Here is a 14,909-nt window from a genome sequence, read left to right as displayed (position 1 = left end):
AAGTGCATAAATGAATGTATAATAAAGATATTTTCTTATAAACAAGTAATTAATAGAAGACGTTATATACCCTTTCATGTTAATATATTTAAGTTATAATAGGAGGCTTACCCTTTTGTATTGTACGGTAGAAGCAGTGTGAGCTTGAAATTTTTTTTAGAAAAGGATGTGCCTAATTTGCGTATCAATAAATTTATTAGTGAAGCTGGAAAAGCGTCTCGACGTGGAGCGGATAAACTAATTAATGAGAGAAGAGTAATTATTAACGGTAAGGTTGCAAAAATTGGTGACCAAGTGAACCCAGGTGATGATGTACGAGTAAATGGAGAGCAGCTTCGAATTGCTCGAGATCACGTATATATCGCTTTAAATAAACCAGTAGGTATTACATGTACGAGTGAAAAATCAGTAAAAGGTAATATTATTGATTTAGTGAATCATCCTTTACGAATTAGCCACATTGGACGTCTTGATAAAGACTCTGACGGTTTAATTTTGTTAACGAATGATGGCGATATTGTTAATGAGATTTTACGTGCTGAAAACAAACATGAGAAAGAATATATCGTTTCAGTAGATAAGCCAATTACACCTGATTTCTTAGAGAAAATGGCAGCGGGTGTTAAAATTTTAGGAACAAAAACGCTTCCTTGTGAGATTACACAGTTATCAAAATATGAGTTCCAAATTATTTTAACACAAGGGCTAAATCGCCAAATTCGCCGTATGTGTGAAGCTTTAGGTTATCAAGTATACACGTTAAAACGTACGAGAATTATGAATATTGAATTGAATAATTTACCAGTTGGGCAGTGGAGAGATTTAACGAAGAAAGAGAAAAGACGTCTATTTGCAGACTTAAATTACGAACCACAAGATTGGTAAAATTGTGAAGTGAAACCAAAAAAATTTGGTTTCGCTTTTTTAAATTAAATAAATAATTTTTTTAAACACTTGCAAAAATAAAATGAATAAGATATATTAAATAACAATAAATGGATGTTTTACAAAAAGCAAAGAAAAGGACACGAGTTATTTTACCCGGTTATACAGAGAAGGAAGGAAAGCTGAGAACTTCCTAACGCAGAAAAATAACTTACCACCTTAGAGCTGCACTAGGGAAATTAAGTATCTAGTGCCGTGTATGCGACGTTATCGCAAAAGAAGCCATTATGTTTTTTTGTGATGGGAATCTGGGTGGAACCACGGATATAAGCATATTCGTCCCTATATTTAGGGATGAATATGCTTTTTTGCATTCAATTTCATAATAAGCGAAGAAAAGGACACGAGTTATTTTACCCGGTTATACAGAGAAGGAAGGAAAGCTGAGAACTTCCTAACGCAGAAAAATAACTTACCACCTTAGAGCTGCACTGGGGAAATTAAGTATCTAGTGCCGTATAAACGACGTTACCGTAAAAGAAGCCATTGTTTGTTTACAATGGGAATCTGGGTGGAACCACGGGTAAAAGCACGCTCGTCCCTATTTTAGGGATGAGTGTGCTTTTTATTATGAAATGGAGAGATGAAAAATGAAAGAACAAATGATTGAAATTAAATTTCCAGATGGTAGGGTTAAAGAATTTGTAAATGGAGTTACTTTAGAAGAAATTGCTGGATCCATTAGCAGTAGTTTGAAAAAGAAAGCAGTCGCGGGGAAAGTAAATGATGGATTATATGATTTACGCCGAAATATTGAAGAAAATGCGGAAGTGGAAATCATTACTATAGATTCAAATGAAGGGGTAGAAATTGCAAGACACTCCGCAGCACATATTTTAGCGCAAGCTGTAAAAAGATTGTATGGTGATATAAATCTTGGAGTAGGACCTGTTATTGAAAATGGATTTTATTATGATATGGATCTTCCAAGTAGTGTAAACATAGAAGATTTACGAAAAATCGAAAAAGAAATGAAAAAGATCATAAATGAAAATATAAAGATAGAACGAGTTGAGGTTTCTCGAGAAGAAGCAGCTAAACTGTTTCAAGAAATGAACGACCGCTTGAAATTAGAACTTTTAGAAGCAATTCCTAGTGGGGAAAGTGTAACACTATATAAACAAGGTGAATTTGTAGATTTATGTAGAGGACCACATTTACCATCTACAGGTTATTTGAAAGCATTTCAATTAACTCACGTTTCCGGTGCATATTGGCGAGGTGATAGTAATAACCAAGTGCTTCAGCGCATATATGGTGTTGCATTCTCTTCTCAAAAAGAATTAGAAGAGTATTTACATTTCGTTGAAGAAGCAGCAAAAAGAAATCATCGTAAGTTAGGCAGTGAGCTTGAGTTATTTATGTTTTCTGAAGAGGCTCCGGGAATGCCGTTTTATTTACCGAAAGGACAAATGATTCGTAACGAATTGGAAGCATTTTTAAGAGAAATTCAAAAAGAGTACAATTATCAAGAAGTACGCACTCCGTTCATGATGAACCAAGAAGTATGGGAGAGATCAGGGCACTGGGGACATTATAAAGATAATATGTATTTCTCTGAAGTAGATAATAAAAGTTTTGCATTAAAACCGATGAACTGCCCAGGGCACATGCTTATGTTTAAAAATAAATTGCATTCTTATCGTGAATTACCGATTCGTATGTGTGAATTTGGTCAAGTACATCGTCATGAATTTAGTGGTGCGTTAAACGGATTATTAAGAGTACGTACTTTCTGCCAAGATGATGCACATTTATTTGTAACTCCAAAACAAATTGAAGATGAAATTAAATCAGTAATGGCGCAAATTGATTACGTATATAAAACTTTTGGATTCGAATATGAAGTAGAGCTTTCTACTCGTCCAGAAGATTCAATGGGTGATGATAAATTATGGGAGCAAGCAGAAGCGGCATTAGAAAATGTATTACAATCGCTAAATTATAAATATAGACTAAATGAAGGTGACGGTGCATTTTACGGGCCGAAAATTGATTTTCATATTAAAGATGCTTTAAATAGAAGCCACCAGTGCGGAACAATCCAGCTTGATTTCCAAATGCCAGAGAAATTTGATTTAAATTATATAGATGAAAATAATGAAAAGAAAAGACCAGTTGTTATTCACAGGGCAGTTTTAGGGTCATTAGATCGCTTCTTAGCAATATTAATTGAGCACTTTGGAGGTGCGTTCCCGGCATGGGTGGCACCAGTTCAAGTGAAAGTAATTCCAGTTTCAAATGCAGTACATGAACAATATGCCAATGAGATTGCACATAAATTAGCACAAGCTGGAGTTCGTGTTGAACAAGATGCACGAGATGAAAAATTAGGATATAAAATAAGAGAAACACAAATGCAAAAAGTACCGTATGTTCTTGTTATTGGTGATAAGGAAATGGAAAACGGAGCTGTAAATGTACGTAAATATGGGGAAGAGAAGTCAGAAGTTATTGCGCTAGATGTATTTGTGGCAACTATTGAAGAGGAAATAAAGAATAGAAAATATTGATTGTAAAGAAAACACACTATTAGCAATTAGTGTGTTTTCTTTTTTATCTTACAAAAATGTAAGGTAAATGTAAGCGAAATCGAGGGAACGAGTTGTAGAAAAATGAGAATATGAAGTAGGAAAAAGGTTCATGTTACAGGTGTAACTCTTCTTGAATGAATAATTAAAAAATTCTTAAGAATTCACATGACAAAATAATAAGAAATATGTGAGAAATTAATTTTATACAAAAGGGATGGAGTGAAAGAGATGTCAACAAATGTAGTTACTGTAGAAAGTGTAGAAAAAACGTATGGGAAAAGAAATGAGAATCAGTCAAAAGCATTAAGGGGTGTATCGTTAAGTATTAAAGAAGGAGAATTTGTCGGGATCATGGGACCTTCTGGGTCTGGAAAAACGACTTTACTTAATGTGATAAGTACACTTGACCAAGCGACAGGTGGTAGTGTGACGATAGCTGGTACAAATATTACTTCTATGAAGGGCAATGCATTATCTGATTTTCGCTCTCAAAAATTAGGTTTCATTTTTCAAGATTTTAATCTTCTAGAAAACTTATCAATTTATGAAAATATAGCTTTACCACTTTCTTTGCAAGGCGTACCGTCAAGTGAGATTACTGGAAAGGTAAATGACGTTGCGAAGAAATTAGGCATCACCGAAATTTTAACAAAATATCCGACGGCTGTTTCTGGAGGACAAAAGCAAAGAACAGCGGCGGCAAGAGCTTTAGTACATAATCCAGCAATTGTATTAGCAGATGAACCGACAGGTGCGCTTGATAGTAAAAACGCAAAAAGTTTATTAGAAGCGATGCAAGATTTACATGAAAATCACAATGTAAGTATTTTGATGGTTACACACGATGCATTTAGTGCAAGTTATTGTGAGCGTATTTTATTTATTCAAGATGGTCTTCTTTATAAAGAATTAAACCGTCAAGGTACTCGAGAGAATTTCTATCAAGACATTTTAGGTGTGCTCGCTCATATGGGCTCAGCTGCTGAGTCTAAGTAGGGGGTGAAACTATGTTATTTAAATTATCACGTCATAGTATGAAAAAGATGTTAAAAGATTATATGGTTTTACTTATTGGCCTCGTTATTAGTATTAGTATTTTCTACATGTTCCAAACGATGGCGATGAATAGTGAATTTACAAAAGATAATAGTCTAATTAGTAGTATTAGACTCGTCTTTTGGGTAGGTGCAATACTATTATCTTTCATTACTGTATTTTATATTATATATGCCAACTCTTTCTTGCTCACATTAAGAAGAAAAGAACTCGGTATGTACATGATGCTTGGTGCAAAAAAGAAAAAAGTAGCACAGTTATTATTTATTGAAACATTCGGTATGGGTATTGTCAGTATTATTATCGGTATTTTAGTAGGGATGTTACTTGCAAGTGTAGCAGGGAACTTTTTAATGAATGGAATGGAAATTTCAGCAAAAGGTAGTTACGCATCTGTATACACACCAGCAATTTTAGTTACAGCTATTTTCTTCTTAATATTATTTTTCATTACTGGCATAATGAACAGTGTCCGATTGTTACGAAAAACTGAACTAGAGTTAATTCGTGAAGATGAAACACTAGATGAAGTGAAGAAAAGTAAAACTCGCATTATTATAATGACAGTACTTGGTGTATTACTAGTAAGTACAGGGTACTATTTTATGATCAATGTAAAAATTTATGCTGAATTAGGTTTTATTATAGCAACCATCGTTACAACACTTGGAACATATTTTATCTTTAGTTCATTACTCCCATTTTTTGTGATGAAAATTAAGGGGAATAAAAAACGAAATGAAACTGGTCTAAATAGTTTTACATATGCACAGCTACGCTTTCGAGTAAATAGTTTATCGAGAGTATTAGGTACTGTAGCAATGTTAATTGCATTAGGCGCAGGTGCGATGACGGCAGGTATGGCGTTCCAAAAAAATGTAGGTATTATGACAGACTTTTCTCGTGTATATGATGTTGTAATTCATGATCCGAATGATCAAGATAAAGCTGCCTTAAAAGAAATGGAAATTGTTGAAGAAAGCAAGTACAAATATAAAGTAGATGGAGAAGCGGTTTATTATTTACGTAACGACTTAACTGCGAAACCACCACTTGTTTCAGACCATTTTGATACAAAAACTTTAAAAGAGCCTATTCGTAAACGTGTGACTGAACCTTTAACTGAACCTGTATATTCAGCTTTAGAGGCTCCTGAATTAGCAAAATTCCCTCAAATGCCAAAGGATTGGGAAGACGCAGTTGTAAGAGAGATACAAATTACGCATAATCAATTTAGCGGAAAACCAGTAAGGATTGCAGACGAAGAGCATTATAAAGGGATTCAAGGAACAGAACATACTGTAACATTAGCAAAAGTAGATGATATGAAAAAATATAAACCGTTATTGATCGAAATAGACAAGAGACAAAAAGAACAAATTGAAAAAGCAACAGGTGAAAAGGTAGACTTATTTACGAAAATGACAATTTATCAGTTTATGAACAGCTTCATGAGCGGAACAATGTTTATGGGATTTTTCCTCGGAATTGCCTTTTTAGCAATGATGGCAAGTTCCCTTATGTTCAAAATATTAACAGGTGCTTCTCGCGACGTACGCCGTTATGAAATGTTACGAAAAATTGGTGTGAGACGCAGTATGTTAACGAAAAGTATATATAAAGAAATTTCATATTTATTTATCTTCCCAGCGATCATTGGCATTTCCCACGTATTAGTAGGGCTTAACTTATTCAGCTTTATATTAGTTGACCCGTTTGTAAAAGTATGGGTGCCAATAGGAATCTTCTTTGTCATTTATTTCATTTATTACTGGATAACTGTTCAACTTTATAAAGGTATGGTAATGCCGAAAGAAGAGGTAGCTAAATAGTTTATGAAAAGAGTCCTTGTGTTGAAAGCAAGGGCTCTTTTCTATGTGTTTTTATAAAAATGTGTATGCGAGATGTTTTCAAATCTTTCTGTAATGAATATAACTTGTTAGACGTAATTCGTTATAACGTTGGATTATCACATTCTCAAACTGTCTTATTAGAAAAGGATTTAAAAAATCCATTGCCTACTAAGCTTCATTCCATGCAGCAAAAACATATTTTGATAAGATAGAAGCAGATCAAAAACAATTTATTACTTTTGAGAAATCAGCTCATTATCCACAATTTGAAGAGAAAGAAAAATTCTATAAGTGGATGTGCGATACATTCATAAAATAAAGTATATCCGAACTTTAGAGAATTGAAATAGTTAGCGAGATGTATAAAGATTTTTAGATGCATAGTATTACATAGTATTAACTGAAGCGAAATTAAATAAAAAGACTCTTGATAAAAAATAAGAGTCTTAAGTACAACCAACTATGAATGACTTTTCTTTTTATAAAGAGATACAAAAATAAAAAAGATAGCTGAAGACAAATTGTTTTCAGCTATCTTTTTTCGTTTAAAGTGGAGGTAAATCAATCTTACCTTCTTCAAATAATTCTTTTATCATATGCTTCGTATAACCAGCGGCTTGACCAAATGTGATTTTTGCTGGCATTGGTGCTTCGTTAGCATCTACAACTACATCAATAATACACGGTTTATTTTGTTTTACTGCATTTTCGAAAGCGGGAAGGAGTTCATCTAAATTCTCAACACGGTATCCAATACCTCCACACGCCTCTGCATATTTTGCAAAATCAGGGTTCGTTAAATCTGTTTCGAATTCGATATTACCCATGACTTCTTGCTCGAATTTAATCATCGCAATTTTATTATTGTTTAATACGACGACAACGATTGGTAATTTATATTTTACAGCTGTTACGAAGTCATTCATCGTCATTCCAAATCCGCCATCACCACAAACTGCAAATACTTGTTTATCTGGGAATGCAATTTTTCCAGCAAGAGCACCAGGTAAACCGCAACCAAGTGTTGCGAGCCAGCTAGAAATGACAAATTGCTGGTTTGTCATACGGAAGTGTCTTGCGGTCCATACTGTTACATTTCCGACATCAACTGATAGAATTGCGTCATCATGTGCTACTTGCTGCAGAGCATGCATAACGCGTTGTGGTTTAATTGGAATGGAAGAGTCTTCTTCTTGCTCGTGTAATTTTTCTTCCCACTTTTTCATCATTTCTTGGTGCTGTTCTAAGAAGGAATGGTCTGTGTGTTCTTCAACATTTTCAATTAACCATCGTAATGTTTTATCAGCATCACCAGCTAAACCAATATCTGTCGCATAACGTTTCCCGATTTGGGCAGGATCTGTATCGATATGAATTGTTTTTGCTTTTTCAGGTAAGAAGCCGGTGAACGGATAAGAAGTACCGACCATAATTAAAGTATCTGCATGCTTCATTGCTTCATAAGAAGGTTTCGTTCCAATTAATCCTAATCCACCAATACAAAGAGGGTGTTCATCAGGAATAATTCCTTTAGCTGGTAATGTAAGTACGATTGGAGCACCAATTTGTTCTGCCAATGCAAGTAAAGATTCTCTCGCATGTTTTGTTCCTTTTCCAGCTAAAATCACAGGCTTTTTCGCTTCATTTATTGCGAGTTTCGCTGCATCTAAATCTTCTTTTTGTGGAAACAACTCAGGCAAAGTAAAAGAAGTATTTGTAACACGGGCACCATTTTTCACTTCAAATTTCGGAACATCATCTGGAATAGTAAGAACGGATACACCTTTTTTCGTATAAGCCATTCGAATTGCTTGATTCACTACGGCAGGTAGTTGCTCTGCTGACATAATACGCTGGTTATAAACCGCAACATCATCAAACATTCTTTCTAAATTTACTTCTTGGAAAAAGTCCGTTCCAAGTAAATCGGTTTCTACTTGACCTGAAATTGCTAGAACAGGGGCTTTATCGAGTTTCGCATCATATAAACCATTTAATAAATGAATAGCACCAGGTCCTGCAATTGCCATACAAACGCCAAGTTTTCCTGTTAATTTCGCATAGGCAGCCGCTGCTAATGCACCAGCTTCTTCATGGCGAACTTGAATGAATTTAATTTTATCTTGTTTTTTTCTTAAAGCTTCAATGATAGAATTAATGGAATCTCCAGGCATACCGTATATGTGCTCTACTCCCCAATCAATTAATAAATCAACTAATGCTTCACCTGCTGTTTTCCCAAACATAATTGTTCCTCCTTATAATAGGTAGATAACATTATGTTTTGAATAAAAAGGAAAAATATACAAGTAAGAAATTTATCTAGTTATTTGTAATCCAAGAATCAGTGTGGGAGGAACAAAAGTTTCACTTTAGCAACTTTAATGATGACCAGCGAATAAAGTGAACACTGTTATTAGTAAAAAACCACTAGTTGCCCACATTAGAAATGTAAGGAAAGAGAGCTGTTTCTTAGCTTTCCAAAGCATTTCATGAATTGTGACATATCCAAGTGAACCGATAGCACTTCCCATAATGAGGCCTTGCAGGTGAAGAGCTTTTCCTTCCATCAAAATGCCAAAAACTGTGCCAGTACCGAGAATAAGAGAAAGTAATAAAGTCGTTAATAAAAAGGAAATATATTTATGTTTTGTAAAAAGAAATGGAATAATTAAAGCTAATCCTTCTGGAATATGGTGAACGACGATTGCTATTAAAAAGGGAATGGCAGAGTCATTATGATTTATAAAAGCTGTACCTAACGCAAATCCACTCGGTATATTATGAATAAATATAGCGAAAGAGAGAAAAAGGAAGGTTTGCCATGCTTGTTGATCTTTTTTATGTATCATTGGATGGTGACAATAGTTATCTAATAAGCTCATAACTAAAATACCGATAGCTATACCAAGTATAGGCCCAACCATTTCGTAGCTTGAAAATGTTTCAGGAATAATTTCAAGGGATAAAAGCCCAAGTAAAATACCACCACATAATGCGTATAAACGATGCATCTTTTCTTCAATAAGTTGGCGTGTTGCTACTCCAACAGCACCTCCTAATAGTAATCCACCGAACGAAAAAAATGTTACAATCATTGGAATCCATAAACGTTCCATAGTATCACACTCCGATTCTATTCCCTTATTTTTAGCTTACGAAAAGGAAAGTTAGATTAGTCCAAGTAATTGTGTTTGATTATAGAGAAAAAAGTAGTGATTCGTTATAATTTATATATTAATTTTAAGTGAGAAAATGAAAAGGGGAATTGGTTATGCAACAAATTAAAAAAATAGGAAACTCATTTTGGTATATGACACCTGTTTCTGAAACAGATAGACCTATCTTAGGAATGGTCGTTGGACAAGAAAAAACGTTAATGATTGATGCAGGAAATTCAGAAGAACATGCACAATTATTTTTAGAAATGTTAAAAGAACAAAATGTATCGAATCCTGATTTTGTAGCATTAACGCATTGGCATTGGGATCATATTTTTGGATTATCTGTATTACAGAATGCATTAACTATTTCGCACGCTGAAACGAAAAAAGAAATGCAGGCAATAGTATCTTATGAATGGACAGATGAAGCGTTGGACGCACGCGTAAAAGAGGGTACTGAAATTGCATTTTGTGCGGATTGTATTAAGAAAGAGTTTGAAGAAAAAGCGAGAAATATTAACATTATTCCTCCAACCTTAACGTTCCAGGATCAAATGGAATTAGACCTTGGTGAAGTGACATGCGTGTTAAAACATGTGGGCGGAGATCATGCGCATGATTCAGTTGTTATGTATATAAAAGAAGAAAAGATATTGTTTGTAGGAGATTGTATATATGCAGATATTTTTTCTTCAAAGTGGAACTATACGACGAAAAGAACGTTTAAATTGATAGATGAATTAGAGAAATTTGATGCTGAGACATATATTCTTTCTCATGGGGCAGCTATAAATCGAGACGAGTTTTTACAAGAAATTCATTTGCTAAAAACAGTAGGAATATATACAGAAGCTCATAAAGGCGATGAAGAGAAGATAAAGGCAGCGTATAAACAAGAGCTAGATAGAGAATTAAATGCAGATGAGTTAGAAACAATAACGTATTTTGTCAATGGTTATGAAATGAATAATCTGTAAGACACTACATTAATCAAATATAATTAAATTGCACAAAAAGAGTATTGAAATTTAATTCAATACTCTTTTAAATATTAAGTTCCAAGCAATTTCTAAATTTTTTGGCTGGTTCATCATCTGGATTTATACCACTTTCAAAACTGGTAGTGAAAGGTAACCACTGCCAATCTTCGCATCCTACAAAAGCTACCCTTGACCAATTCTCAATGAATTCAATGAAATTATTCGCAATCTTATACCCATGTCCTTCTCCATCGTCGTGGCTTAGGTAAATTATCGGAGCATCTATATCATCTTTCATATCAAATGCTAAATAATCTCCATTTCCCACTTCACAAAATGCTAATTTGTTGTGCCAAACTACATCATATTCATCATCTAGATTTGAAAAAAACTCGTCAACCAAGTCTTTACGTTCTTTTTCGAATTCAGAAAGACTTTCTAAACTCCAGTGGGGTGTTCCGCAAAAAATATCAGTAAATTCATTTGGTAGCTCTACATCATCAGGTAAAAACCAGCGTAAGCTAAAATTTCCTGAGAACTCTAAAAGTACTTTTTTGAAGCTATTTGGTAGTTTAATACCCAGTTTTTCTTCTACTTGGATTATTTGTTCAAGGGAAGATGGTTCATCTATACAAACTTCTTGAACTTCACCACCTATGTATTTAATTCTAGAAGTTATAATTTCTATTCGTTCTTTTAGTAACTCATAATCCATCTTATCACCTCATGTTATATTAATTAAAGTATATCATTCTTAATAAATTTTTTCGTGTTATTGAGGTTTTAAGTAGCAGCTTTCTTTGCTAATTCAGTAATATATTCAAAGAAAACATCATGTTTTACATCATAAACGACATTTACAGGTCGTCCATCAGTAGTTTCTTCTGTACGTCCTTGGCTTGGTCCGTATGTATGAACGATACTATTAATCGTTTCAGTTTTTGCAAGGCTAGTGTTTCCGACAAAAGCGGTAGTTAGTACATCCCATAAATAGTAAGTAGAGTTCGTTGAGAAGTGAACGAGAGGAGGGACCATTGCATAGCATTGACCAAGGAAATCCATACCAATATACTTTCGCTCTTTTGCCCACTGTTCACGTATGTTTATAGTTAACGGAACTTGGTTTGTACTTTCTAGTGTCACTAAGTCGATTTTAATTTTTGCATCCCATACACGAGCTACTGCTTCAGGATCCCAAAACGAATTCCACTCAGCTGTTCCATCATGCTCTGGTTCATGTACATTGCCAGCTTTAAGAAATGTACCACCCATCCAAACGAGGCGTTCAATTTTATCTTCGATTATGGGAGCTTCATATAATGCACGAGCAAGGTCAGTTAGGGGCCCAGTAAATAATAAAGTTGTTTTTCCTTCCGTTTGTAGAAGCGTTTCTATTAAATGATGATGCGCGGGTTTTGCCACCACGGGTGTTACAACTTTTCCAGACTCATTTAAAATTGGTAGAGCATCTACATAAAATGCATGCATCCGCCAGTCTTTCGGAAACGGGTTTTGCCCGCGAGAGTTTGAAGCGGCTACGGCAATATTACCTTTGCCGAAGCGATCGATAATTTTACGACTGGCAGACATTGCGGGTTCTAAATAGCAGTCTGCTGGGATAACAGATACCCCCGTAAGTTCAATGTTTTCCATTTGAAGTAATAAAAATAATGAAATTAAATCATCTACGCCGCCATCATGATTGAAGTACACTTTTTTCTTCATTGTAATCTCCATCCTATATGATTTAGTTAGAAATTAAATATGAATTGAGGAAAAGTCATCAATAATTTCCACCACTTCAATTTCTCCATTAATCAGTAGCTCAGGAAGATCATTTCTAATATTTCCTTTCCAATACTCTCTAGCTTGTTCGATTTTTTGAGAAAAAGGAATTCCATCTTCTTTCGGTAAAAGATTCCCGTCACCTTCAAAAGAATTTCCGATCACTCGTAGTTTAACAATCTGTAAAACTTCTCGATTGTAAGAATCAAATAATGTTTTCCATTTTAAAGCATCTTCATAGCTTTTTGAAGCGTATAAACAAGATAACCTGGAAGGGTATTCAGGGAATTCTTGTAGTCTAACCATTTCTACAATTGTTTCTCTAACTGCTCTAATTGTTTGATCCATATAACTCATAACTACTTTAGTATTTTCATTATTTATATGTAATTCGTTATTTTTATAGTGTTTATTTAAAATTTGTATGCCATCTTCACCACTAGCATTTAATTGTTCTCTTTCAAAAAAGAAGTGATATAGAGTATTGTGTTGATTTTTGTTAAAAAGAATGATTTGTCCGATATGCATTTTTTTCCTTGTTACGATGTGATATGCGTAAAATTCTGCTTCATTCATGGTTATCCTCCTAGTAATAGTGTAATGCAATGTTAAATTTAGTAATTCAACATTGCGATATATATAACCTCTATAAGTAAAAGTGAGAATTTGAGTAGAAAGGAAAAAATGAAAACGTTTTAAATTTGTTCACAAAATGTTCACTTACGAAGAGGTTTCCAATGTCGATATAATGACAAAGACTCAAAGAGAAAGGATGATGAAATTTGCCAACAACAAGAAAGGAAAACCTCCAATTTGGCATGATGATGTGCCTTGGGATGGTTATCGTAATGACGTTTTACAATTTACTAATGAATGAAACAGGAGGACCAATTTATATTAAAGAGATTGCATTAGAACTATTAATTGGCTTTATTATTGCACTATTAATTGAAATATGTATCGTTGGACCTTGTGCGAAAAAAATTGTATTCATATTGCCATTTGATAAATCTAAAAAAATAAATATTATCGTTGCAATGGCGACAACTATGGTAATTGGAATGGTGTTCTTTATGTCATTTTTCGGTATGGCTATGATGTATTTACATGGTGGACTACAAGGAGATTCATTTGTTTCCATTTATTTTTCGATTTTTATTAAAAATTTCATAATGGCATATCCATTACAATTAATTATTATGGGACCGCTTGTACGTTTCTTATTTACAAAGTTTGTTATGAAACAGAAATATTTTAATGTAGCGTAATTTAAATTTATAAAACTTTATATATAAATAATAAACATAAACACACCCCGCATTTTTGAGGTGTGTTTTTTTGTTCATTCCAAGTTATTTTCATAGTGATGTGACATTTGTCCTTTTGCCATTATAGGATGATGGTTTTTAATTAAGTCAGAAATAAAGGATGAGGAGATGATTTTTTGAAAGGTATTATATTTGCTGTTTTTGCGGGGATATTTATAACACTTCAAGGAACCTTTAATGCGAAACTTAGTTCACATATCGGTATATGGTCGACGAGTATTATAACCCATTTAATTGGATTCATTATTGCAACAACTGTATTTTTGTTAAAGAAAGAAGAGAAAATAACGGATTTAAAGAGTGTGAAAAAAATATATTTAGCAGCGGGTGCATTTGGTGGATTCATTATTTGTGCAGAAACTATGGCGATATATGCACTAGGAGTTACATTGACAGCTGGCACACTTATGGTTGCTCAATTGTTAACGGCAACAGTTATTGAAATGAAAGGACTATTTCATATAAAAAAGATACAGATGGAGAGATATCATATTGTGGGAACAATAATAATGATTATAGGTATTGTTGTATTTAATATGTAAATGAAAGGAGAAATGAATATGGAGGATAGATCAGGTTTAATTACGCATTATTTGAAAACCAATAAAACGCTCGAGGTTTTTTCAGAAATAGATACAGCTTATTTTCAATTAAATCACTTTGAAAAAGGCGAGCTCATTTGCAATATAGATGACGAAATGGATCGTTTATATTTTGTTGTTAAAGGTAAAGTAAAAGTTTACACGATTACATCTGAAGGGAAGAAACTAATTCTTCGCTTTATCAATCCATTGGCCATTGTTGGTGATATTGAATTAATTCAAAATAGCAAAGCGCATAATGTCGTTGAAGCTTGTTCAGATGTTGTAGCAATCTCTATTTCTAATACGGTTATTAGAAACAAGTTATTACATGATCCTATATTTATGAAGTTCTTGCTTGAAAACATTGCGAACACGTTAAAAATATCGACTCGTTTTACTGCTCTTAATTTACTTTATCCTGTAGAAGTACGTGTAGCTAGTTATTTGCTTTCAATTTCAACAGATAGTAACGGGAATATGTATAAAGGGGATTTGGATGCAACTTCAGTAACGAGTATTGCAGATTTTATAGGGGTAAGTTATAGGCACGTAATTCGGGTATTACAAAGATTTTATAATGAAAAACTAATTGAAAAGAGTAATGGAGTTATTGTAATTAAAGATTTTTCTAGAATGAAGGAAGTCGCTAAAGATAATATATATGAGCAATGAAAGGGAGA

13 protein-coding genes, 1 pseudogene and 2 other annotated features are annotated in these 14,909 nt (G+C 33.7%); of the genes and pseudogenes, 9 read left to right on the top strand and 5 right to left on the bottom strand.

The window, feature by feature from the left end:
- Nucleotides 1–177: 177 nt before the first annotated feature.
- The 5 genes and pseudogenes from rluF to B9A45_RS18210 all read left to right on the top strand — a co-directional run.
- Nucleotides 178–885, top strand: a complete 708-nt coding sequence (rluF, locus tag B9A45_RS18230; RefSeq protein WP_001222170.1) for a 23S rRNA pseudouridine(2604) synthase RluF — start codon at nt 178–180, stop codon at nt 883–885.
- A 122-nt stretch (nt 886–1,007) separates the two neighbouring features.
- Nucleotides 1,008–1,232 (top strand) — a binding site (T-box leader).
- Nucleotides 1,233–1,268: 36 nt separating this feature from the next.
- Nucleotides 1,269–1,491, top strand: a binding site (T-box leader).
- A 44-nt stretch (nt 1,492–1,535) separates the two neighbouring features.
- On the top strand, nt 1,536–3,458 hold the full coding sequence (gene thrS, locus B9A45_RS18225) for a threonine--tRNA ligase (RefSeq protein WP_016109932.1): 1,923 nt from the start codon (nt 1,536–1,538) through the stop codon (nt 3,456–3,458).
- Between the two features lie 249 nt (nt 3,459–3,707).
- Complete coding sequence (locus B9A45_RS18220; RefSeq protein WP_000106426.1) at nt 3,708–4,475, top strand: ABC transporter ATP-binding protein; 768 nt, start codon at nt 3,708–3,710, stop codon at nt 4,473–4,475.
- An 11-nt stretch (nt 4,476–4,486) separates the two neighbouring features.
- Entirely contained in the window at nt 4,487–6,367 is a 1,881-nt protein-coding gene (locus B9A45_RS18215; RefSeq protein WP_000897847.1) for an FtsX-like permease family protein, read from the top strand.
- Nucleotides 6,368–6,459: 92 nt separating this feature from the next.
- Nucleotides 6,460–6,707 (top strand): annotated as a pseudogene (locus B9A45_RS18210) (hypothetical protein); the annotation flags it as partial.
- A gap of 226 nt (nt 6,708–6,933) precedes the next feature.
- Here the strand turns inward: B9A45_RS18210 and B9A45_RS18205 are convergent.
- Nucleotides 6,934–8,634, bottom strand: coding sequence for a pyruvate oxidase (locus B9A45_RS18205; protein WP_000467240.1), 1,701 nt, complete (start codon nt 8,632–8,634; stop codon nt 6,934–6,936).
- 135 nt (nt 8,635–8,769) lie between these two features.
- Complete coding sequence (locus B9A45_RS18200) at nt 8,770–9,507, bottom strand: ZIP family metal transporter (protein ID WP_000440632.1); 738 nt, start codon at nt 9,505–9,507, stop codon at nt 8,770–8,772.
- Nucleotides 9,508–9,662: 155 nt separating this feature from the next.
- Between B9A45_RS18200 and B9A45_RS18195 the strand changes: the two genes are divergently transcribed.
- Nucleotides 9,663–10,529 (top strand): MBL fold metallo-hydrolase, encoded by an 867-nt coding sequence (locus tag B9A45_RS18195; RefSeq protein ID WP_084064470.1) that lies wholly within the window; start codon nt 9,663–9,665, stop codon nt 10,527–10,529.
- A gap of 67 nt (nt 10,530–10,596) precedes the next feature.
- On the opposite strand, the gene B9A45_RS18190 is transcribed toward B9A45_RS18195, so the two are convergent.
- The 3 genes from B9A45_RS18190 to B9A45_RS18180 form a co-directional block, all read right to left on the bottom strand.
- Entirely contained in the window at nt 10,597–11,247 is a 651-nt protein-coding gene (locus B9A45_RS18190) for an SMI1/KNR4 family protein (protein ID WP_000384349.1), read from the bottom strand.
- 68 nt (nt 11,248–11,315) lie between these two features.
- Nucleotides 11,316–12,269: a nucleoside hydrolase gene (locus tag B9A45_RS18185; RefSeq protein WP_003284231.1), complete on the bottom strand. Its 954-nt coding sequence runs from the start codon at nt 12,267–12,269 to the stop codon at nt 11,316–11,318.
- Nucleotides 12,270–12,290: 21 nt separating this feature from the next.
- On the bottom strand, nt 12,291–12,893 hold the full coding sequence (locus B9A45_RS18180; protein ID WP_001001044.1) for a DUF2441 domain-containing protein: 603 nt from the start codon (nt 12,891–12,893) through the stop codon (nt 12,291–12,293).
- 206 nt (nt 12,894–13,099) lie between these two features.
- Between B9A45_RS18180 and B9A45_RS18175 the strand changes: the two genes are divergently transcribed.
- The 3 genes from B9A45_RS18175 (at nt 13,100) to B9A45_RS18165 (ending at nt 14,901) form a co-directional block, all read left to right on the top strand.
- A complete protein-coding gene (locus B9A45_RS18175; RefSeq protein ID WP_084064467.1) occupies nt 13,100–13,585 on the top strand; it encodes a DUF2798 domain-containing protein in 486 nt (161 codons plus the stop codon).
- Between the two features lie 176 nt (nt 13,586–13,761).
- Entirely contained in the window at nt 13,762–14,187 is a 426-nt protein-coding gene (locus B9A45_RS18170) for a DMT family transporter (RefSeq protein WP_000676013.1), read from the top strand.
- Between the two features lie 18 nt (nt 14,188–14,205).
- On the top strand, nt 14,206–14,901 hold the full coding sequence (locus B9A45_RS18165) for a Crp/Fnr family transcriptional regulator (RefSeq protein ID WP_141552482.1): 696 nt from the start codon (nt 14,206–14,208) through the stop codon (nt 14,899–14,901).
- The last annotated feature ends 8 nt before the right edge of the window (nt 14,902–14,909 follow it).

The organism is Bacillus sp. JKS001846 (assembly GCF_900176455.1).
Taxonomy (GTDB): Bacteria; Bacillota; Bacilli; order Bacillales; family Bacillaceae_G; genus Bacillus_A; species Bacillus_A cereus.
The sequence above is the reverse complement of the archived record's forward strand: the minus strand, read 5'-3'. Positions and strand labels throughout refer to the sequence as shown.

Bases quoted from the DNA above. Each gene is read 5' to 3' on its own strand.
- B9A45_RS18180 (WP_001001044.1), bottom strand. From the start codon at position 12,893: ATGAATGAAGCAGAATTTTACGCATATCACATCGTAACAAGGAAAAAA.
- B9A45_RS18185 (WP_003284231.1), bottom strand. From the start codon at position 12,269: ATGGAGATTACAATGAAGAAAAAAGTGTACTTCAATCATGATGGCGGC.
- B9A45_RS18165 (WP_141552482.1), top strand. From the start codon at position 14,206: ATGGAGGATAGATCAGGTTTAATTACGCATTATTTGAAAACCAATAAA.
- B9A45_RS18205 (WP_000467240.1), bottom strand. From the start codon at position 8,634: ATGTTTGGGAAAACAGCAGGTGAAGCATTAGTTGATTTATTAATTGAT.
- thrS (WP_016109932.1), top strand. From the start codon at position 1,536: ATGAAAGAACAAATGATTGAAATTAAATTTCCAGATGGTAGGGTTAAA.
- B9A45_RS18220 (WP_000106426.1), top strand. From the start codon at position 3,708: ATGTCAACAAATGTAGTTACTGTAGAAAGTGTAGAAAAAACGTATGGG.
- B9A45_RS18200 (WP_000440632.1), bottom strand. From the start codon at position 9,507: ATGGAACGTTTATGGATTCCAATGATTGTAACATTTTTTTCGTTCGGT.
- B9A45_RS18190 (WP_000384349.1), bottom strand. From the start codon at position 11,247: ATGGATTATGAGTTACTAAAAGAACGAATAGAAATTATAACTTCTAGA.
- B9A45_RS18195 (WP_084064470.1), top strand. From the start codon at position 9,663: ATGCAACAAATTAAAAAAATAGGAAACTCATTTTGGTATATGACACCT.
- B9A45_RS18215 (WP_000897847.1), top strand. From the start codon at position 4,487: ATGTTATTTAAATTATCACGTCATAGTATGAAAAAGATGTTAAAAGAT.